Below are 21,091 nucleotides of genomic sequence, written 5' to 3' on the forward strand. Positions count from 1 at the left end.
CTCGCCATTTCATCCTTACCCGCAAGTTTAAGCTTTTGCACTTTTTTCCTTTGGAGTTCTTCGTCGGTACTTAGAATTTCCCGCTGGTCCAGCATTTCAAGTTCCCGCTCGAGCAGCACGTGCTCCTCGTAAAGCCTGCGATATCGGGGACTTGCATCGCAGAGCCGCTGGACCAGTCCAAGATCTTGTTCTTCCATCAGACACCTCCCAGGAAAGGGTTGACAAAGAGCAACGAGCCTGTTTCAAAATAGCGAATCACTCCACATATGTCAACAACCTAAGCCGGGCCGGTTGCGGCAGGCACACCGTGTCGAAACGGCCTTCTCCGAATATCCCGGAGAGCCTGCAAAATGGCGGCATGGACACTCAACCGGAGCAGGAGGAGCCTTTTGCCGCCAGCATATACTCGGCTTCGGACGCCCGGATATAACGAGGCATGATTTCCCTGGCAGTCTTTCCCTGTCCGTCTCGCAGTCGGGACAAAACCAGCATTGCAGCATGGGATGCACGGGGCAGGTTCAGGCTCCAGGAGACAAAATGGCAGCGCTCGCCCATCCGCTGCCGGATCAGATCCCTGTAAAGAAGAGCACCGCTGCCGATAAACAGGTGATCATCATGCAAATGATCCAGCAAGGCATCGGGGCTCAGAACTTGTTCGGGGATGACAGAAGCCGGTTCGCCCGCCTTGCAGTCGAATACCGAGGCATAGACCTCCTTTTTGCGGGCATCGATCAGGGCACAAACCGGATAAGCCGACGCCGGACACTGCGTGGCAAGAGTTTCCAGGGAAGAAACGCCGACCACCGGAACCCCGCAAGCATAAGCCAGCCCCTTGACCGTGCCGACTCCGACGCGCAGGCCGGTAAAGGAGCCGGGCCCGACAACCACCCCGAAAGCATCCATGTCACTCGGCTTGAAACCCGCCTCCGCCAGCATCCAGTTCATCGACCCCAGAATGCGGTCGGTGTGAGTACCCCGTAAATGCAGCAGCACCTCGCCAAGCAATTCTTCTCCACGGCTCAGCGCCACGCTGCCGGCCGGCGTGGAAGTATCGACGGTAAGAATCAGCTCCGACATCCTAGCCCCCGAATTGCAGGCGCAGGATGCGCATGATGTCGTTGTAAAATGCCCACGCCATCAGCAGGACAATCATGGCGAGGCCGATCTGCTGAGCCACCTCACGGGCCTGCTCCGACAGGGGCTTACGGCGCACAAGCTCAACCAGTCCGAACAGCAGATGCCCGCCATCCAGAATGGGAACCGGAAGAAGATTGAGAATTCCCAGCTGCACGCTCAAAAAAGCGAGCATCGACAGGATTTTGGCTACATCGACCTCTTCGGCGACGGCGCCGGCCATCTGCACCACCATGATGGGGCCACCGATATTCTGGGCCGAAATATGCCCTGCAAACAATTTACGCAGAAACAGCAGGGTCAGATCGACCAGTTCGGCCCCCCGCGCAAAGCCCTCGCCGACGGCATCCGCAAAGGCGTAACGTTTGAATTCAGCTTCAACTTGGGGCCCCACGCCAATTATGTACCGTGGTTGTCCGGCTTCGTTTTCACCTTTGAGCTCAGGGGTAATATTAAGAATCGACTGCCTGCCGGCGCGCATCACGGTAACGGAAAGAGCACGCCCTTCTCCCGCCTGCACAAGCGTATGAATATCGTACCAGGACATGACCTCCGTGCCGTCGATGGCAACGATGCGATCTCCCGGCTGCAACCCGGCAAGCGCGGCAGGGGTTCCCGGATCAAGAAATCCAATCACGGCGGACTGCTGCGGCATAAGCCCGATGCCCTGCATGCCTTCGGCGACAGGGGCTTCCGGCGGCAACAGCAACTCCAGAATTTCGGCATCCCGCTTTATCAACAGGGACATTTCCCTGCCGGCATGGGACAGCAGCTGCTTTTCAGTTTCCGCCCAACTGACGGTCTCGGTCCCGTCAACCTGAAAAATACAATCACTGGTCTGGAATCCCGCCCGGGCGGCAAAGCTTTCTCCGACCACATATCCGACACAAGCAGGCCGGTCCAGAAACTTCGGCTGGTCCATGCCGAGAAAGTAAGCCAGCGGCAGAAATAAAAAAGGCAAAGCCAAATTCATGGCCGGCCCGGCGGCAACGATGGCCAGTCTCTGCAACACCGGCTTTTCCGCAAAGGAACGCGACCTGTCCGCCTCGGTTACCGGCTGCTGCTCATCCTCAGCACCTTCGCCAAGCATCTGCACATATCCGCCAAGGGGGATCAGGCAGATCTTGTATTCCGTTTCGCCCCATGTCCGGGAAAACAGTTTGGGTCCAAACCCGAGAGAAAACTTGAGAACCTTGACACGGCAGCATTTGGCAACGAGAAAATGTCCCAGTTCGTGAACGAACACCAGTATCCCGAGCATCAGAATACCGCCAGCGATTTTCAGCATGCCTGCCCCCCTCCAGCGATTTTGACCGCAACCTGGCGGGCCTGCTTGCGGGCCCAGAGATCGGCCCGCAAAACTTCGTCTATGTGCTCCAGGTTCTTTACCTCATGCCCAGCCAGTGTGGCACGGATCACGCTGGCGATTTCGAGGAACGGAATTTCCCCATTTAAAAATGCCTCGACCGCCACCTCATTGGCCGCATTGAGCACCGCTGGGGCCGTCCCCCCCATGGCCAGAGCTTCATAAGCGAGACCCAGACAGGGAAACCGTTCCAGATCCGGTTCGTCGAAGGTGAGATTCCGCAGGCCGCACAGATCGAGCGGCGGCAGATTGAGGGGCAGGCGGTGAGGATGAGACAAGGCATAGGCAATGGGTGTCTTCATATCGGGGATGCCCAACTGGGCGATCACCGCCCCATCGATATATTCGACCAATGAATGGACAATGCTTTGCGGGTGAATGTGGACGGCGATACGTTCCGGCAAAACGTCGAACAGCCACCGTGCCTCGATCACTTCGAGCCCTTTGTTCATCATGGTCGCGGAATCGATGGAGATTTTACGGCCCATGCTCCAATTGGGATGAGCAAGAGCGTCGGCAGGCGTCACGCAGCGCATCTCGGCCAGCGGGCGATTGCGGAACGGTCCCCCGGATGCCGTCAGGATAAGACGCCGCACGTTATCCATTCGATGTCCTTCCATGGACTGGAAAATAGCCGAATGTTCGCTATCCACGGGAAACAGGCGCACACCGAGGCGCTTGACCGCCGCGGTGACCAGCGGCCCGGCGGTCACCAGGGTTTCCTTGTTGGCCAGAGCGACATCCTTTCCCGATTCGATTGCGGCCATGGTCGGCACAAGTCCTGCGGCGCCAACGATGGCGGATACGATCATGTCGATATCGGGATCACAGGCACAGGCCACCAGCCCCTCGACGCCGGAGAGAATCTCCGGTGCATCGGCGCCGAGACGCCGGCGCAGCGTTTCAGCTCCCTCCGGAGAAATAACCGCGACCATTTTCGGGCGAAAACGTCGGATCTGCTCCTCCAGACGCGTGAGATTGTTGCCGGCAGTAAGGGTTACAACCTCGAACTGATCAGGAAAATCAGCAACTATTTCCAGCGTACTGACACCGATGGATCCAGTAGAACCGAGGATACCGAGTTTCTTCACGGAAGCCATAGTCCCCTCTAGCCCTGAAAGGTCAGGGCAAAATAATATGTTAAAGGAAAAACGAACAGCAGACTGTCAAGGCGGTCCAGAATACCGCCATGCCCCGGAATCATCGAACCGGAATCCTTGACCCCGAAAGAGCGCTTCAGTAGTGATTCAAACAGATCTCCGAGTTCGGCCACGGCGCCAGCCACCAACCCCAACAACAACAAAAACCCGAGGCCAGGCCAGGGGACAAATGTCAGATGCGCAATACCCGCGGCGAGAATGCTGCCGGCGAGGCCGCCAATGGCGCCCTCGACGCTCTTGTTGGGGCTGACACTGGGATACAATTTGTGCCGCCCCAAAAAGCTGCCGGTAAAATAGGCGCAGGTATCGTTCAGCATCACCATCAGCAAAACCAGAAAAATCCAACGGACACCGTGGGGCAAACCACGCAGCATGGCCAGATGCGCCAGCGGCAAACTCACATAAAGCACGCCGAACAGCAGCAGAGACAACTCTCCCGCGACGGTTTGCATATTTCCGTGGCGTATAAGGAAACAGCAGGCAACCCCGAACAGGGATGCGGTCAGACAGCCGATAAAAGCTGCATGCCAGCCCAAAGCCGCAAAAACCATAAGAGCCAGCCCAAGAGCCAGGCCCAGAAGCGTTTCGCCAAATCGACGCCGAGCGTAAGCCATGGCGAAAAATTCTAAAAGTCCCCAGCCGCACACGAGGCCGACAAACCCGAAAAAGCCCCAGAAAGGTGTCCACAGAATAAAGGCGATAAGCAGCGGCAATACAATGCACGCGGTCAGAATCCGGGTTTTAATGGCAGCCTCCTTCATTCCCTGGTTTCATGTTGCAACTGTCCACCTGTCAGGCCGTAGCGTCGTTCTCTGCGCCCGAATTCAGCCAGCGCCTGGTGCAGATCGACAACGCCAAAATCAGGCCACAGAACCGGCGTGACATAGATTTCGGCATAAGCCAACTGCCACAACAGAAAGTTACTGATACGCATCTCGCCGCTGGTACGGATTAAAAAGTCCGGATCGGGCATGTCCGCGGTCTGCAATGCATTTGAAAATGTCTTTTCATCGATTTCAGAAGGATCGAGGAGCCCGGCCACGGCGTCATGCGCAAGCATCCTGGCCGCTTCGACAATTTCGTCCCGGGCGCCATAAGACAAGGCCAGTGTCAGCACCATATCCCGATTGCTGGCAGTGCGCTCCATGGTCTGCACGAGGGTTTCCCGGACCGGCGCGGGCAAACGACGAATGGAGCCGATGACATTCAGACGGATACGATGGGTAAGGAGGGACTGCAGTTCTCTTTCGAGAAAAGTGTTGAGCAGGCTCATCAGAGCATCGACTTCTTCATCCGGACGGCCCCAGTTTTCGGAACTGAAAGCGTAGAGCGTCAGATACGGAACCCGTAGCCGACGACATTCCTCAATGATGACCTTGGCGGTTTCGACTCCATGATGATGACCAAGCATGCGGGGCAAGTTTCGCTGCTCGGCCCAGCGGCCATTGCCATCCATGATTATGGCGAGATGTTCGGGTATTCGCATTCAACACCACCCCATGGCAAACGACGATACTTCGAAAGGTTAGAACATTAACACAACGGTTTTTTACCGGCAAGACGGCATCCGTTGAAGCTGCTGATATAAAAAAGGGACGCCACCACCGACGTCCCTCGGTTTACCTGTAGATATGTGCCAGGCCGGGACAGATCACGGATTGGCCAGACACCCGATGCGGGCACAGGAATCTGTGCGCACCTCAGATCTCCATGATTTCCTTTTCCTTGGCGACAACAAGTTCATCGATCCTTGCCACAAAAGAGTCGGTAAGATCCTGAATCTCTTTCTCGCCGCGTTTCAAATCATCGGCACTGATTTCCTTGCCTTTTTCCAGCTTTTTCATGCCATCGTTGGCTTCGCGGCGGGCACCGCGCACGGCAACCTTGGCATCTTCGCCCATCTTCCGTACCACCTTGCCCATTTCCTTGCGTCGCTCTTCGGTCATGGGCGGTATCGCTATACGGATAATCTGTCCGTCCGAAGAGGGATTAAGGCCGAGGTCAGCCTTGAATATGGCTTTTTCAATTTCGGAAAGGAGTTTTTTCTCCCAGGGCTGAATGGTAATCATGCGGGGCTCGGGAACAGCCAGGGTACCGACCTGGTTCAGTGGCGTCGGCGTGCCGTAATAATCGACCATGACATCATCCAGCAGAGCGGTCGAGGCCCTGCCCGTGCGTACTTTGGTCATGTCCTTTTTCAAGGCATCCACTGCCTTGTCCATGCCGCTGCGAGCTTTCTTGATGACATCGTTATACATGGAATTCATTCTCCTTTGACAATGGTGCCAATCCCCTCTCCGAGAACCACCTTCTGGATATTCCCCGGGCGGGACAATTGGAAAACCACGATAGGCAGATCATTATCCATACACAGCGAGGTGGCCGTGGCATCCATGACTTTGAGACCCTTTTGCAGAACATCAAGGTAGGTCAGGCGGTCGTACTTGACCGCGCTTTTGTCCTGACAGGGGTCGGCGCTGTACACGCCATCAACCTTGGTAGCCTTGAGGATGACATCGGCTCCGATTTCCATGGCGCGCAGACTGGCAGCCGTGTCGGTGGTAAAGAAAGGATTGCCGGTGCCGCCGCCGAAAATAACCACCCGGCCTTTTTCCAGATGCCGGATAGCGCGCCGGCGGATATAGGGCTCGGCGACTTCGCGCATTTCGATGGCGGTCTGCACCCGGGTGACAACCCCGACCTGCTCGAGGGCATCCTGCAGCGCGAGGCTGTTCATTATCGTCGCGAGCATCCCCATATAATCGGCCCCGGCACGATCCATCCCGCCGGCCGCCGCTGCCATGCCGCGAAAAATGTTGCCCCCGCCGATCACTACGGCTACCTCCACACCGAGGCCGAGAACCTCCCTGATCTCACCCGCAATGCCGGAAATGACCTGGGGATCGATGCCGAAGCCCTGGTTACCCGCCAGGGCTTCGCCACTCAGTTTCAGAAGAATCCGCTTATAAACAGGTTGTTGGCCTTCCATAGCAGACGTCACTTTATTTGGTCATGGAGGCGACTTCGGCAGCGAAATCGTCGGAGCGTTTTTCGACCCCTTCGCCAAGCTGGAAACGGGCAAAACGGGTCAGCCGAACGTCGGCGCCGATTTCCTTGCCTAAGTTGCTCACCACCTTTGTCACCGTCAGATCGGGATCGATAACGTAGGCCTGTTCCAGCAGGCAGACTTCCCCGAAGTATTTATTGATCTGCCCGGTGATGATTTTCTCGACAATATTTTCAGGCTTGCCGCTGTCGATGGCTTTGACGCGCATGATCTCTTTTTCCTTTTCCACCACCTCGGCCGGTACATCTTCACGGCACAGATAGGGAGGGTTCGCGGCAGCGGTATGCATGGCAAGATTGCGGCCAAGGTTGGCGACACGATCATCGTTCTCGGCGGAAGTCTCCAACTCGACCAGTACACCAATTTTGCCTACCCCATGAATATAACAGGAGACGACACCTTGACTGGTTTCAAAACAGACGAAACGCCGCAGATTGATATTCTCGCCGATAGTCGCCACCTGGTGCGTCTGCTCCTCGGCGATAGTGCGTCCGGTTCCGGGGAAGGGTTGAGCCTTGAGCGCATCCAGATCAGCGGGTCTGGAGGAGAGAACTACCGCAGCCACCCCATTGGTAAACGCCTGAAAGTTAGCGTTTTTGGCCACAAAGTCAGTCTCGGCGTTAACTTCCACCAACACGCCGCAGCGGCCCTCGGCAACACCGGCTACCAGCCCTTCGGCAGCCGCGCGATCAGCCTTTTTGGCAGCGGCGGACAGACCTTTTTTACGCAGAATATCAACGGCTTCTTCCATATTTCCGTCGGCTTCGGCCAGTGCCTTCTTGCAGTCCATCATCCCGGCACCGGTCTTGGTGCGCAGCTCGGAAACCATCGATGCAGTGATTTTCATGACTATCTCCCCTCATTGATTCTTGAAAACCCCCGCGCAAGGGAGCTTCCGTGATACATTCAGCAAAAAGGCGGTCGGTTTCCCGGACCGCCTGTTGCGAACTTCAGCGATATTGACGGATTATGCTTTTTCAGCATCCGCAGCGGCCTCGGTGGCCGCCTCGGCTACCGCGGGTTCTTCACTGGCTTCCTCTGCAGCCTTGTCGGTATCGGCACGCAAGGCGGCTTCACGGGCCTGAGCCCCTTCGAGGCAGGCATCGGCCATCTTGGCAGCAAACAGACGAATGGCGCGGATGGCATCATCGTTACCAGGAATCAGATAGTCGATATCGTCGGGGTCACAGTTGGTATCGACCACCGCGACCACCGGGATACCAAGCTTCCGCGCTTCCTTAACGGCAATGGTTTCCTTTTTGGGATCGATGACAAAAATGGCACCGGGCAATTTATTCATGCCCTTGATGCCGCCAAGGGTTTTTTCGAGTTTTTCACGCTCGCGCTCCAGACCCAGAGCTTCCTTTTTGGTGAGCAGCTCATAGGTGCCGTCCTGCGACATGATTTCGATTTTCTTCAAACGCTCGATGCTTTTTTTGATCGTGGAAAAGTTGGTCAGCATGCCACCAAGCCAGCGGCTGTCGATAAAAAACTGACCTGCGCGCTCAGTTTCCTCGCGGATGGCTTCCTGGGCCTGCTTTTTGGTGCCGACGAAGAGGATTTTCTCCCCATTCTGAACCGTCTCACGCACGAACTGGTAGGCCGACTTGAAATAGCGTACGGTCTTTTGCAGGTCGATAATGTAGATACCGTTGCGGGCCCCGAAGATATAAGGCTTCATTTTGGGGTTCCAGCGTTTGGTCTGGTGGCCGAAGTGCACCCCCGCCTCGAGCAGTTGTTTCATACTGATTTGAGCCATGTTTTTCTCCTTGATAATGGTTTGCCTCCGCGCCCCTCGCCCCTGGCGAAGCCCGCCGGACTCATTCGGTCGGGCACCGTCGCCGATGGTCAGAACGCGTGCGTGATGTGAACACGTGTATTTACCATGGACGTACCGGCTTAGCAAGGAGAAAATCGACTCACTGAACCACGGCAACCATTCCCTGCCGACGTCATGCGCCGCAGGGATCCGACGGCGCAAGGCGCAAGGCAAGCCTTGTTTACAAAGCAGGGGGACTGTATTACTATGCCGGGCTATGTCTACACATCGCATTTATCGCTATCTGCTGCGGGAAACCCTGGTCCCCATGTTCCTGGGTCTGACGGTCTTTACGCTTGTCCTGCTCATGGGACGGATCCTGAAACTGGTCGAACTTGTGGTCAACAAGGGCGTACCGTTGATGGATATCCTGCTGCTGTTTGCCTCGTTGCTGCCGAGCTTTCTGGTTCTTACGCTGCCGCTGTCCTTTTTGCTCGGCATCATGGCCGGCCTCGGCCGCATGTCTTCCGACCTGGAAATCCTTGCGCTGAAAGCCAGCGGTACCAGTCTTTACCAGATAGCAAAACCCCTTGCCGCCCTCGCTCTGGCGGTCAGCCTGGCGACAGCACTTCTGACCACCACCGTGCGTCCGGCCAGTGAACAATTTTTCAAACAGAAGCTGTTCGACATTGCCAGCAATCGCGCCAACATCGGAATTGAACCGCAGGTCTTCAACGACGAATTCGAGGGTATCGTCATTTACGCCAACGATATCGACGAGCGCTCCGGCGCCATGCAGGGGGTATTTATCTCCGACGAACGCAAGAACACCTTGCCGGCGATAATTCTGGCCAGCAGCGGACACATCGTGTCCAGTCCCAGTACCCTGACAATGACATTGCATCTGGAGGGGGGTACCATTCAGCGGCAAGGTGGCGGTTCGGCGAATGCCTTTCAAGTCGTCGGCTTCCATCAATACGACCTGAGCCTGGATCTCGGACAGGATTCCGCTTCCGTCAACAAACCACGCAAACGCAGAAAGACCATGTTCCTTGATGAACTGCGCCATGAACTGCATGCCACCCCGGTTGCCGACCGCGACACGGAGCGATACCGTGAACTGTCCGCCGAATATCAGTGGCGCCTGGCGCTGCCTGTTGCACCTCTTGTTTTTGTGCTGATCGGCATTCCTCTGGGCATTCAACCGGTACGTTCCGGCCGCGGCAGTGGCTTTGCCATCGGCCTGCTGGTTTTTCTCGGCTATTATCTGCTGTTGTCCCTGGCCAACACCCTGGTGGTGGAAAGCGGACAACCCAGTTTTATCATCTGGATGCCCAACCTGGTTTTTCTGGCGGTCGGCCTCTCCATACTCAAAGCCGCGGCCATGGAAAGGCCCCTGCCCCTGGTGCAGGCCGGCCGTCGATGGACGGAGTACCTGTGCCGCCGTTTATGGAAAAGGTGACCATGCTTATCATCAACCGCTATATCCTGCGATCCTTTTTCCGGTTGTTCGCGCTGGCCCTGGCGACCTTCGTCGGCCTGTACCTGCTCATCGATTTTTTTGAAAGGGTCGACAATTTCATCGAGCACGGTGCTTCGGCTTCCCTGTATCTGGCCTATTTTCTTAACAAAATGCCGCTTATCATCACCCAGGTTACCCCACTGGCATGCCTGATGGCGGTCTTTATGACCCTTGGCGGAATGGCGCGCAACGGGGAACTCACCGCCATGCACGCCGGTGGCTTCAGCCTGGCGGCGATTTCCGCCCCCCTGCTGCGCATGGGACTGCTGTTCTCTCTGATCCTCCTCACCGCCAACGAGTTCGTGGTACCCGATACGGTGAAACAGGCGCGTCACGTTCTGGCCACCGAAGTCAAAGGCGGGCCTTCGGTGACCTATAAGCGAGACAGAATCTGGTTGCGACATCAAAAAAACATTCTCAATATTCGCGCGGCCAACCCCGACCGGCAAACCCTGGAAGGCATCACCATGCTGTCCTTCGACGACGGATTTCGCGTGCGCGAACGCCTCGATGCCGCCGGCGCCACCTTTGCCGGAAACCTGTGGCGCTGCCGAGATGTCGTTGGCCGCACGTTCGATCCGGACAGCGGCAGCCTGCTGACCGAGCAGCGTTTCCCCGAAAAAGCCATGGCCCTGCCTGTCACCCCCGAAGATTTCAAGGTGCCCGGCAGCAAGCGCAACGAGGATCTGTCCATCAGCGAATTGAAGCGCCTCGCGAACAAATTGCAACAGGAAGGCTATAATTCGACCCGTTTCCATGTCGACATGCACGCCCGCATTGCCTCGCCGTTCGCCTGTCTTGTCATGGCGTTTCTCGGCATTCCTTTTGCCATCCGCAAGGGCCGGGGTGTCAGCCTCGCCTCGGGGATTGCCCTCAGCATCGGTATCGGTGCAATCTATTTCATCATGCACGCCGCGCTGCTGGCCTTCGGATACACCGGAACCTTTTCCCCGCTGGTGGCGGCGTGGGGTGCCAACATCCTGTTTCTGATGGTCGCCGCCTGGCTGTTCCTGCAGGGGGATGCCTGACCCGATCTTTTGCCTCTACGCGCTGGCCTCGAAGTCCTTTGCAAAAAAATGGCGTCCCAAACGGACGCCATTTTTTTACCCTTTGAAACGACGGGGTCAGTAACGGTAGTGATCAGGCTTGAAGGGCCCGTCCGCATCCACCCCGAGGTAAGCGGCCTGCTTCGGGGTCAAACGGGTCAGCTTTACCCCAAGCTGGGCCAGATGCAGCCGGGCGACCTTTTCATCCAGCTGTTTTGGCAGCACATAAACACGGTTCTCATAGTGGCGAGCGTTCTGCCACAGCTCGATCTGGGCCAACACCTGATTGGTAAAGGAATTGGACATGACAAAGGACGGGTGCCCTGTCGCGCACCCAAGATTCACCAGCCGCCCCCGTGCCAGTACCGTTACGCGCTTGCCGTCGGGCCACTCCACCTGATCGACCTGGGGCTTGACTTCATGCACCTTGAGCTGCGGATCATCGTACAATGCATCGACCTGAATTTCCGAATCGAAATGTCCGATATTGCAGACAATCGCCTCGTTTTTCATGGCATCCATATGACTGCGGGTGATGACGTCCACATTGCCGGTGGTGGTGACGAAGACATCCCCCCAGTGGCAGGCATCGTCCATCTCGACGACGGAAAAACCTTCCATTGCGGCCTGAAGTGCACAGATCGGGTCGATTTCCGTGACGGACACCAGAGCCCCCATGCCGCGAAATGCCTGGGCACAGCCTTTGCCGACATCTCCGTATCCGAGCACGACACACTTCTTGCCCGCAATCATCACATCGGTGGCGCGCTTGATGCCGTCGATCAGCGATTCGCGACAACCATACAAATTATCAAATTTGCTTTTGGTGACAGAATCGTTGACGTTAAAGGCCGGAAACAGTAATTCGCCGTTACGGGCCATCTGATAGAGGCGATGCACGCCGGTCGTGGTTTCCTCGCTGACTCCCATCAATCCGGATGCCATGTGCTGCCAATATTCGGCGTCGCAAAGCAGCTGCCGGTTCAGCAGCGTGTCCACGATGCTCAACTCCTTATTTTCGCAGGAGATTTCAGGAATCTTGCCGGTACGGGCAAACTCCCGCTCCCGCGCCACTCCACGATGAATCAGCAGGGTGGCATCACCACCGTCATCAACAATCAGTTGCGGCCCTTGATCATGGGCCAGCGCTTTAAAAGTGTACTCCCAGTATTCTTCCAGAGATTCGCCCTTGTAGGCAAAAACCGGAATGCCCGCTGCGGCAATGGCGGCCGCGGCGTGATCCTGGGTCGAGAAAATATTGCAACTGGCCCAGCGCAGCTCAGCACCGAGGGCCGCCAGCGTTTCGATCAGAACCGCGGTCTGAATGGTCATGTGTAAAGACCCGGTTATGCGCGCGCCGGCAAGAGGCCTGCTGTCCCGGTATTCTTCACGGATGGCCATGAGTCCGGGCATCTCGGCTTCCGCCATGCGTATTTCACGTCGGCCCCATTCGGCCAGGCTGATATCCCTGACGATATAACCGCTCGACAATGGTTGCTCTTTCATAACGTTCTCCCTTTCAGAAATTAAACAACGCCCAGGCCATGCAATATTTAAGTGTGTGTCTCCATACCCTGTCGTATCTTGACCGCGGAAAGCAACAGGGTGTCCTGTTCATTGACATTTCCGGACACCCGATTAAAAAAAACCGGCTCAAAACCAGCAGCAGCCAGCCATGTTTCCAGTTCCTGCCGTTCGAAACCGAGCCATTGGTCCGCCATTTGCTCTCTGACCCAATCCTGATCATGACGGCACAGGTCGGCAATACTGATGCCGCCGCCGTCCGGTAGCACCCGGGCCAGTTCGTAAAACACCTGTTGCGGGTGGGGGGCGTGGTGCAGCACCATGTTAAGCACAATCCACTGAGCCGCGCCATCCGCTACCGGCAGATGGCGCATTTCTCCCAGGCGCAACTCGACGCCGTCAAGTCCCGCCTCGGCAACTCTTTGGCGGGCCAGTTCGAGCATCCGCGAAGAATGATCCACCCCGATCACCTTCGCTGCGCGGCCGCGCAGGCCGGCCAGAAGATTGCCGGTTCCGACGCCAACTTCAAGGACAACGGACACCCGGGGTATGCAAGCCAGCAGTTCCTTTTCGTAATCCGCCATCGGCAGAAGGTTGCGCACCAGATTGTCCCACTGCCGCGCATGTCTGTCGAAAAAATCCCGGCTTCTGTGCCGCCTCTTCTCCAGAGTCGCCAGCATACGCTCCTTGTCACCCGGGGCGGTTTCCTTTCGAAGCCTGGCCTCGACCACGGAACGAATGGCATGAAAAAACGGGTTATCCCCGTCCAGACGGTAGTATCCCCAGGTGCCTTGCCTTTTCACCGACAGCAACCCGGCATCCGTAAGTATTTTGAGGTGATGCGAAACCCTGGATTGTCCGGTCCCGAGAATGCCGGTCAGTTCCTGAACGGTAAACTCGCCGTGAACGAGAACCGCCAGCAGACGCAAGCGGGTTGGATCGGCCAAGGCTTTGAATGTCGAAAACATATATCAAGAATCCCTGTCGGACTATATCAATATGTTTTGATATAGCGAATTTCGCACCACAAGGCAAGAAAAAAGGCGGCCCCCCGAAGGGAACCGCCCCAGGACAACCCGGATACCCCTTTACTGCAGTGGCATCACCACGGTATGCACTTTTCCCGTAGCAACTTCGCGGACCTGCAGACGCAGTTGAGCGGCTGACTCGGCCTCACCGGGGAAGAACAGAAAGCCCTGAGCGAGACTGCCTGGCTGGATAGCCTCGTTAATCAGGGATTTGTTGGCCAGATCCCTGGCTATCTGCCGGCCTGCCTCATCGTCGCCGGCACCCTGGGTGCCACCGACAACCGCTCCGCCAGCGCCGCCCACGGCCGCCCCCTTGAACAGGGCGGAACCGACGTTTTCACCGCTGAGAATGCCAATGGCGGCACCAAGCACCGCTCCCCCGGCTGCACCGAGCATGGCTCCCTTGCCGCCGCCCTTTGCAATCCGTGCATATTCCGAACTCTGTTCGATACGCATATAGGCGGTGCGGCTGTCGAGCAGATTCCACAGGCTGCCAGTGCTATCGATCAGGAAAGATTGCTCGGGAACCACGGTCAATGCCTGTTCACCCTGATTGTCGAAAACCACCTGGACCGGCAGCAGCCCGGCACTGCGGATGTCGAAGCCGAACGCGCTGATTGCCTCGGATTTATCGACAAACGCCCTGGATGCCAGTTGCGCTCCGGAAACCACTTGCATGTTTGCGTAGCTTGATGGAGCCCGGAACGGCACTTCCTGACTGCGATAGGCCGAGCACCCCGCCTGCAGTACCGCCAACAGCGCCAGAGATAACATCGAACCGGTAATTTTCATGATCGTCCACCTTTCCGTTAGCAGATGCGTGTCTGGTTCCGTTCCGTCAAACGATTGCATTCTTGCAGAACTGAGCACTTTTCATTTATCCGCACGATCTGAATTAAAGCTATATTAGCACATAAATCAGGTCATGGTCGTCACCTGGGCTCGGCAAACCGACAACAGCAATGCAGACAGCACCGCAAACCGTCCAATACAAAAAAGCGAACCGCAAGGCTCGCTTTTTTGTCGGAAGGATCAGAACCCGGCGCGTTCACGCAGGGAATCGACCCGGTCGATGCGCTCCCAGGTGAAATCCGGCAATTCCCGCCCGAAGTGTCCATAGGCAGCGGTTTTGCGATAAATGGGGCGCAGCAGGTCGAGACTGCGAATGATGGCGGCCGGGCGCATGTCGAACTCTTCGCGCACGATGCGGGCAATATCGTTGGACGGCAGCACACCGGTACCGAAGGTGTTGACCATGATGGAAACAGGTTCGGCCACGCCAATGGCGTAGGCAATCTGAACTTCACACTTGCGTGCCAGTTTTGCGGCCACGACATTTTTGGCAATGTAGCGCGCCATATAGGAGGCGCTGCGATCGACCTTGGAGGGATCCTTGCCGGAAAAGGCCCCGCCGCCATGGGATCCCTGACCACCATAGGTATCGACGATGATTTTCCGGCCCGTCAGACCGCAGTCGCCCTGCGGACCGCCGACGACGAACCGGCCTGTCGGGTTGACGTAAAACTTGGTGTTCTCATCGAGCATCTCAACCGGAATGACTTTTTTGATAACTTCTTCGATCAGTGCCTCGCGCAACGTCTCGTAAGACACATCCGGTTCATGCTGGGAAGAGACCACCACCGCATCGACTCTTACCGGCTTGTCGTTGATATACTGAACCGACACCTGGGATTTGCTGTCCGGACGCAAAAAAGTCAGCATTCCGCCCTTGCGAACATCGGCCATGCGTTGTGTCAATTGATGGGCATAGGTAATGGGCATCGGCATCAGCACGGACGTTTCGTCGCAGGCATAACCGAACATCAGCCCCTGGTCGCCGGCGCCCTGCTCCTTGTAGAGCCCCTGCCCTTCGGTAACGCCCTGGGAAATATCCGGGGACTGGCGATCGATGGACGTCAGCACCGCGCAGGTTTCCCAGTCGAAACCCATGGCGGAATCGTTGTAGCCGATGTCCCGGATAACGTCACGGACCACATTGGGATAGTTGACGACAGCGTTGGTGGTAATTTCTCCGGCGACAATGGCCATCCCCGTGGTAACCATCGTTTCACAGGCGACACGGCTGTGCGGATCCTGAGCGAGGATGGCATCAAGAATCGCGTCGGATACCTGGTCGGCCACCTTGTCGGGGTGCCCTTCGCTTACGGATTCGGAGGTAAAAAGAAAATCGGTCATAGGCATGAGAAAGCCCTCCTGGTAAGTATTTTGAAGAATGCTGAATCTTAAGTAGCGACGTGGGACCTGTCAAGCTTTTACGCTGTATCATTCGCCGCCAACTGCGGTCGGGTGGCTGAAAAGCGAGGGGAACCGTTTGTTCATTTCTCCTGCGAGACGACGGGCTGCCTCGGGAGCCGACCCCAGTTCGAACAGTTCTTCGACAAGCCTCTCGGCCTCGGGTCGGTGAACCTGACGTATGATCCGCTTGACCTGGGAGATATAGGGGGCATTCATGGACCATTCATCAAAACCGAGACCGAGCAAAACCAGCGCATAGAGGGGGTCGCCGGCCATTTCGCCACAGATACCGACCATGACGCCTGCCTGTTTTGCCGCATCACAGATCATCCGCAGAGTCCGCAAAATGGCTGGATGCAGGGGTTCGAAAAGATAGGCCACATGTTCGTTGCCGCGATCCACGGCCAGACAGTACTGAATCAGATCGTTGGTTCCCACGGAAAGAAAATCGACTTCACGAGCCAGCAATTCGGTGACCAGGGCCGCTGCGGGGGTCTCGATCATGATGCCGATCTCGATGTCAGGGTCGAAAGCATGCCCTTCCGCGACCAACTCCTGCCTGATTTCCTGAAGCAGGCACTTGCAGCTTTTTATCTCCGCCACGCCGGTAATCATGGGGAACAGGATGCGCGCATTGCCAAACGCGGAAGCCCTGAGGATGGCCCGCAACTGGACCTTGAACAGATTCTTTTCTTTCAGGGAAAAGCGGATCGCGCGCAACCCCATGGCCGGATTCGCTTCGTCGGAAAGATCGATGCCGGAAACCAGTTTGTCGCCTCCGACATCCAGGGTGCGAATGGTCACCGGGTGCGGGGCCATGCTTTCGATGATCTGTCGGTAAGCGCTCAGTTGTTCTTCTTCGGATGGCACATGATTGCGCTTCATGTAAAGAAATTCGGTACGGAACAACCCCACACCCTGCGCCCCTTCGCGCAGGGCAATCGGCACCTCCTCCGCAATTTCGATATTGCTGCGCAGCACCACTCGGTGACCGTCCAGGGTAACGGCTTCAAGTCCCCGGAAATAAGTCAGTTCCTCGGCCTGGTATTCATAAAACCGCTTCTTTTCAAGGTACTCACGGAAGGTGTCATGGGAGGGGTTGAGCACCACCGTTCCGGTGCTGCCGTCAATAATGACAGGCATGCCCTCCCGCACGCGGGAAGTGACATTTTCGAGTCCGACCACCGCGGGGATTCCAAGGGAACGGGCGAGAATCGTCGTATGGGAGGTTCTGCCCCCCAGGTCCGTGACAAAACCGATAATCCGCGCCTTGTCCATCTGCATCGTGTCGGTGGGCGAAATATCGTGGGCCACGATAACGGATTTACGCTCGATGTCGGCCAGGGATTGCTGAGAAACGCCTACCAGATTGCGAAGAACGCGCTCCCCCACCGAATCGATGTCGGAGCGGCGTTCCCGGAGGTATTCGTCGTCAATGGTATCGAAAACGGCGCGAAACTTCCCAAGAACCCTCAGCAGGGCGCCCTCGGCATTGATCCGGTTCCTGCGGATAACAGCGATGGTTTCATCGACCAGCATGGGATCCTTCAGGATCATCAGGTGCGTGTCGATGATATGCAGATGCTCGGCAATATGGGGATCGGCAACACGATTTTTGACGTCCTCCAGTTCTTGCCGGGAACGCTGCAGAGCTTTTTCGAACAATCGGATTTCAGCATCGAGTTCGCCGGGTTCGACCGCCCTCTCAACAGCCGACATGCGCCTGCGATCCACCACATAGGCGGAGCCGATGGCGATGCCCGGTGAAGCGCCGATGCCTACAAGAAAAACGTCCTGCATCATCTCACTGCTCCCCAAACCCATCCTGGATCAATTGCCCGAGGGATTCCATGGCCTGGCAGGCATCCGGGCCGGAGGTCGTAACCTCGATATGCGTCCCCTGGGCCGCCGCAAGCATCAATATCCCCATAATACTTTTACCGCTGACTTCCTCACCATCCTTGGAGACCGTGACCTCGGCCTCGAACCTGGCGGCTGTCTTCACGAACAGGGCCGCCGCCCTGGCATGCAATCCCAGCTTATTGACAATAATAAAAGACTGTTTTTCCATCAAAATCCCACACTGGCGCATACATGTGATCCAATCCAGACCAACAACACCACACCGGTCAGCATCGCAAGCGAGGATAATCCGCGCCGGACCAGCCACCCGACCATAACCATAACAGGTACCACAAGCCAGCCCCAGTGGCCGGGTTGCCGGACAGATTCCAGTCCAGAAAAGGTTATCCAGGCCGACACCCCTCCCAGAACCATGACCAGAATGGCGCGCAAACGGTAAGCAAGATCCGACAGACCCCATCGATGCAGCTTGTCGACAATTCTGTAACCTCTCCGGTATCCCTGCCAGAAACCGTAAATCCGCAAACCGCAGGATGGCGCATTGTACAAAAGCAAAAAAACCGCGACACTCCACCAAAAACCGGCAAGTGCCAACCCGACGGCAATGCTGGCCGCCAAAGGCCGCAGTGTTCCCCAGAAAAAACTGTCTCCCATGGCGGCGCAGGGGCCAGCCAGAACGGACTTGAACTCCGCCACCTCCATCTCGGGTGCCTGTCCCTGGCTTATCCGTTCTTCGAGGTGCAGACTGGCGCCAAGTACCGGCAAAGCTAACACCGGATGGGTATTGAAATAATCAAGATGACGCCGGCAAACCCGCTGCAGGTCCGCACCTTGATAAAGGACGCGCAAGCCGGGAAACAGGGCGAAAAGAAACCCCAGGTTCTGCATGCGCCCGAAATTCCAACTGGCTTGCAAAAACCAGCCGCGCAACGCAACCCGCCAGAGGATCCATCCGGTAATCTTCCGCGACAGGGCCATGGCTTATCCCGAAACCAGCAGCAGACTGTAAACGACCATAAAGCTCAAAACGTAAAAGCACGCGGATTTGCGGAAGTTCACGGTGCCGAGACAAGCCGCGATGCCGGCCAGCGGCACGGCCATGCGTAACCACGGGGAGATGTCTGTCGGCCCGGAGGCAAGAACAGGTGTAAAAACCCTGAGCCCTACAAAACCGCCAAGAAGAACCACCCCCAATGTCAAAAGCGATGCCATTCCGAAATGCAGCGCGCCCTGAAGATGCAGCCAGTTCACCACCCCATAGCGCTGCTCATCGAGAGCCTGCTGGGCACGCATCCACAGACATTCATTCCGACGCCGGGCAAGACGATCAAAAAAACCGCCGATCCTGCCGAAGGGCAATGCTGCCAGCAAGCAGAGGATGGAAAACGCCGTTGCGGGGACCGGCGGTCCCGGATACTGGGTTATGGCAAGAAAGGTACAGCCGATGGCGACCTGGGTATCGTCGGGGGGGATCGAGGCGCCAACAGGGATCCGTCCCAACCACAACAATTCGAGAAAAGCGCCGATTTCCAATCCGATGGCCGCATTACCAAGCAGCCATCCGGCCAGTGGCGCCGCCACGATTGGCCGGGAAATCATCAGCTGCAATACCGCAGTCCGATCCAGGCCGGCAAGCAGGGAAACGGCGGCAGCTGTGCAGAGGGAAGATCCGATTGTCATACCTGCCTTATTTCAGCTTGATTGCGTTGCGCCAGCTTCGTTTGCGGTCCGAGGGAACGCACTGCAAGTCGATCTTTACGCCGCAGGATTCGAGCTCGGAAAGGTTTGCAATATCTTCGGGATCCAGGGTAACGGTGCATCCCAACTGAAACGCACCTTCGGGCCGATGAAGATTGCCGAGATTGAGTTTCGAAAAATGCAGGCCCAGCCGATAGGCCCGCAGGGCATCTGCCGGGCTGGCGAAAAGAACCAGGACCCGCAGTGTCTCGTTATCCCGGGACGCGACAAATTTTGCCGATTCTTCGACAGATTCGATCAATACCTGGATGCCGCGCGGCACGGAAGCGGTCATGAGTCGCTTGCGGATATCTTCGGCGGCCACTTCGTTATTGGCGACAACGATGCAATTGGCACGAGTGTCGGGTATCCAGGCTTCAAGAACCTGACCGTGGATCAGTCGATTGTCGATACGTGCCAGTACCAAGCTCATAAACAAACCATCCGCCAAGGCTATCTGGTTTTCATCCGGAAACGACCCTTTTCCACCGTGGCGGCGTCCATCCGCAGGCTTGCTTGCGCGGCGTACCGATGTACGCCTTCGCGCAACCCCTTGATTTCCTGGCCGCAACGAAAAAAGGCTCGTTTCCCACATGGATACTATCTGGCAAGAATATCGCTTGCCAGTAAAATACTCTGCTGCCCGCAGTCCCTCAAGAGCACCGCAAGTTCCCCCAGGGAACGACCAGGACGCTCCTGGGAAGCTCTGAGCAGCATGGGGAGGTTCACGCCACTGAGCACATCGACAACCCCCTGCTCGAGAAACGAAAAACCGATGTTGGAAGGCGTTCCACCGAACATATCCGTTAACACCAGCACCCCGTCACCATCCCGTCCCGCCTCTTCGATGGCCCGCTGAAAACGTTTGCGAATCTCGTCGGGGCCTTCACCGCGCCCGATATGCACCACCGCGATACGGGACAAGGGTCCGAGAATCATTTCAGCCGTCCTGACAAGTTCACCCGCCAGGCCGCTATGTGTCGCCAGGACCAGACCTACCACGGTCACCTACTCCTTCGCCACATCGCGGTGCACCCCTTCAACGACGAGATTATCGCCGTGGATGGCATGCCGCAGATACTCTGCAATGGCAACGCTGCGATGCCGCCCTCCGGTGCATCCGATAGAGATGGTCAGGTAACTTTTACCTTCCCGACGGTAACAGGGCAAAAGATAATCGAGAAGGTGCCTGAAACGACCCAGAAATTCCTGGCATGCATCCTGTTCCAGAACAAAATTCCGGACGCCTGGAGAAAGCCCCGTATAGGGGCGCAGATCAGGTACGAAATGAGGGTTGGGCAAAAAACGCACGTCCATGACAAGATCGGAGCCGGGAGGAATGCCATAACGGAAACCGAAGGACTGCACAAGAACTGCCAGCGGAATCCCCTTCTGATCGCCGGCCACCATCTGCACAACCTTGGCACGCAGTTGATGGGGGGTCAACCAGGATGTATCGATAATTTCCGTGGCAAGATCCATGATGCCGGACAACAGCGCCCTCTCCTGACGGATCGACTCGGCGATTCCCTGTTTCCGGGACAGGGGATGGCGCCGCCGGGTTTCTGAATAGCGCCGGATAAGCACTTCCTCGCAGGAATCAAAAAAGAAGATGTCGACCAGATGCCC

General features: G+C 56.8%; 23 protein-coding genes. 2 read left to right on the forward strand and 21 right to left on the reverse strand.

Annotated elements, in window-relative coordinates; genetic code table 11:
* The 10 genes from AB7E65_RS06210 to rpsB all read right to left on the reverse strand — a co-directional run.
* Positions 1–197, reverse strand: a 197-nt coding sequence (locus AB7E65_RS06210) for a DUF465 domain-containing protein (RefSeq protein WP_428745472.1), incomplete at its 3' end; no start/stop codon positions are given.
* A 169-nt stretch (positions 198–366) separates the two neighbouring features.
* Positions 367–1,077, reverse strand: coding sequence for a tRNA (adenosine(37)-N6)-threonylcarbamoyltransferase complex dimerization subunit type 1 TsaB (gene tsaB / locus AB7E65_RS06215; RefSeq protein WP_072287883.1), 711 nt, complete (start codon positions 1,075–1,077; stop codon positions 367–369).
* A gap of 1 nt (position 1,078) precedes the next feature.
* Positions 1,079–2,422 carry an RIP metalloprotease RseP gene (rseP, locus tag AB7E65_RS06220; RefSeq protein WP_428745473.1) on the reverse strand — a complete coding sequence of 448 codons (1,344 nt, stop codon included), beginning with the start codon at positions 2,420–2,422 and terminating at the stop codon, positions 1,079–1,081.
* Positions 2,416–3,591: a 1-deoxy-D-xylulose-5-phosphate reductoisomerase gene (locus AB7E65_RS06225; RefSeq protein WP_072288205.1), complete on the reverse strand. Its 1,176-nt coding sequence runs from the start codon at positions 3,589–3,591 to the stop codon at positions 2,416–2,418. The genes rseP and AB7E65_RS06225 overlap by 7 nt, the downstream gene beginning before the upstream one ends.
* A gap of 17 nt (positions 3,592–3,608) precedes the next feature.
* Complete coding sequence (locus tag AB7E65_RS06230; protein WP_428745474.1) at positions 3,609–4,421, reverse strand: phosphatidate cytidylyltransferase; 813 nt, start codon at positions 4,419–4,421, stop codon at positions 3,609–3,611.
* Positions 4,418–5,146, reverse strand: a complete 729-nt coding sequence (locus tag AB7E65_RS06235; RefSeq protein WP_072287886.1) for an isoprenyl transferase — start codon at positions 5,144–5,146, stop codon at positions 4,418–4,420. The genes AB7E65_RS06230 and AB7E65_RS06235 overlap by 4 nt, the downstream gene beginning before the upstream one ends.
* 214 nt (positions 5,147–5,360) lie before the next feature.
* Positions 5,361–5,918: a ribosome recycling factor gene (gene frr / locus AB7E65_RS06240; protein ID WP_072287887.1), complete on the reverse strand. Its 558-nt coding sequence runs from the start codon at positions 5,916–5,918 to the stop codon at positions 5,361–5,363.
* A 5-nt stretch (positions 5,919–5,923) separates the two neighbouring features.
* Entirely contained in the window at positions 5,924–6,649 is a 726-nt protein-coding gene (gene pyrH, locus AB7E65_RS06245; protein ID WP_072287888.1) for a UMP kinase, read from the reverse strand.
* A 13-nt stretch (positions 6,650–6,662) separates the two neighbouring features.
* On the reverse strand, positions 6,663–7,574 hold the full coding sequence (tsf, locus tag AB7E65_RS06250) for a translation elongation factor Ts (RefSeq protein ID WP_428745475.1): 912 nt from the start codon (positions 7,572–7,574) through the stop codon (positions 6,663–6,665).
* Between the two features lie 120 nt (positions 7,575–7,694).
* Positions 7,695–8,486, reverse strand: coding sequence for a 30S ribosomal protein S2 (rpsB, locus tag AB7E65_RS06255; RefSeq protein ID WP_428745476.1), 792 nt, complete (start codon positions 8,484–8,486; stop codon positions 7,695–7,697).
* A gap of 277 nt (positions 8,487–8,763) precedes the next feature.
* Here rpsB and lptF point away from each other — a divergent pair, with 277 nt between their 5' ends.
* Complete coding sequence (lptF, locus tag AB7E65_RS06260) at positions 8,764–9,948, forward strand: LPS export ABC transporter permease LptF (protein WP_072287891.1); 1,185 nt, start codon at positions 8,764–8,766, stop codon at positions 9,946–9,948.
* Positions 9,924–11,036 (forward strand): LPS export ABC transporter permease LptG, encoded by a 1,113-nt coding sequence (gene lptG / locus AB7E65_RS06265; protein ID WP_428745477.1) that lies wholly within the window; start codon positions 9,924–9,926, stop codon positions 11,034–11,036. Before lptF ends, lptG begins: the two co-directional genes overlap by 25 nt.
* Before the next feature lie 96 nt (positions 11,037–11,132).
* Here lptG and ahcY read toward each other — a convergent pair whose 3' ends face one another.
* The 11 genes from ahcY to AB7E65_RS06320 all read right to left on the reverse strand — a co-directional run.
* The gene (gene ahcY / locus AB7E65_RS06270) at positions 11,133–12,560 is read right to left on the reverse strand and encodes an adenosylhomocysteinase (protein ID WP_320360516.1); all 1,428 of its coding nucleotides are present in this window, start codon (positions 12,558–12,560) and stop codon (positions 11,133–11,135) included.
* 47 nt (positions 12,561–12,607) lie between these two features.
* Positions 12,608–13,546 carry an ArsR/SmtB family transcription factor gene (locus AB7E65_RS06275; protein ID WP_428745478.1) on the reverse strand — a complete coding sequence of 313 codons (939 nt, stop codon included), beginning with the start codon at positions 13,544–13,546 and terminating at the stop codon, positions 12,608–12,610.
* 120 nt (positions 13,547–13,666) lie between these two features.
* A complete protein-coding gene (locus tag AB7E65_RS06280; RefSeq protein WP_072287895.1) occupies positions 13,667–14,398 on the reverse strand; it encodes a hypothetical protein in 732 nt (243 codons plus the stop codon).
* Between the two features lie 240 nt (positions 14,399–14,638).
* Entirely contained in the window at positions 14,639–15,808 is a 1,170-nt protein-coding gene (gene metK, locus AB7E65_RS06285; RefSeq protein WP_428745479.1) for a methionine adenosyltransferase, read from the reverse strand.
* An 81-nt stretch (positions 15,809–15,889) separates the two neighbouring features.
* Complete coding sequence (gene ptsP / locus AB7E65_RS06290; protein ID WP_201257957.1) at positions 15,890–17,665, reverse strand: phosphoenolpyruvate--protein phosphotransferase; 1,776 nt, start codon at positions 17,663–17,665, stop codon at positions 15,890–15,892.
* Between the two features lies 1 nt (position 17,666).
* Positions 17,667–17,933 carry an HPr family phosphocarrier protein gene (locus AB7E65_RS06295; RefSeq protein WP_072288206.1) on the reverse strand — a complete coding sequence of 89 codons (267 nt, stop codon included), beginning with the start codon at positions 17,931–17,933 and terminating at the stop codon, positions 17,667–17,669.
* Complete coding sequence (locus AB7E65_RS06300; protein WP_072502063.1) at positions 17,933–18,703, reverse strand: PTS system mannose/fructose/sorbose family transporter subunit IID; 771 nt, start codon at positions 18,701–18,703, stop codon at positions 17,933–17,935. The genes AB7E65_RS06295 and AB7E65_RS06300 overlap by 1 nt, the downstream gene beginning before the upstream one ends.
* Before the next feature lie 3 nt (positions 18,704–18,706).
* On the reverse strand, positions 18,707–19,405 hold the full coding sequence (locus tag AB7E65_RS06305) for a PTS sugar transporter subunit IIC (protein ID WP_428745480.1): 699 nt from the start codon (positions 19,403–19,405) through the stop codon (positions 18,707–18,709).
* Between the two features lie 7 nt (positions 19,406–19,412).
* Positions 19,413–19,895 carry a PTS system mannose/fructose/N-acetylgalactosamine-transporter subunit IIB gene (locus AB7E65_RS06310; protein ID WP_072287900.1) on the reverse strand — a complete coding sequence of 161 codons (483 nt, stop codon included), beginning with the start codon at positions 19,893–19,895 and terminating at the stop codon, positions 19,413–19,415.
* A 167-nt stretch (positions 19,896–20,062) separates the two neighbouring features.
* A complete protein-coding gene (locus tag AB7E65_RS06315) occupies positions 20,063–20,464 on the reverse strand; it encodes a PTS sugar transporter subunit IIA (RefSeq protein WP_428745481.1) in 402 nt (133 codons plus the stop codon).
* A gap of 6 nt (positions 20,465–20,470) precedes the next feature.
* Positions 20,471–21,091: RNase adapter RapZ (locus tag AB7E65_RS06320; RefSeq protein WP_428745482.1), on the reverse strand; the 621-nt coding region annotated here is incomplete at its 5' end.

Source organism: Syntrophotalea sp. (assembly GCF_050253115.1).
GTDB lineage: Bacteria > Desulfobacterota > Desulfuromonadia > Desulfuromonadales > Syntrophotaleaceae > Syntrophotalea > Syntrophotalea acetylenica.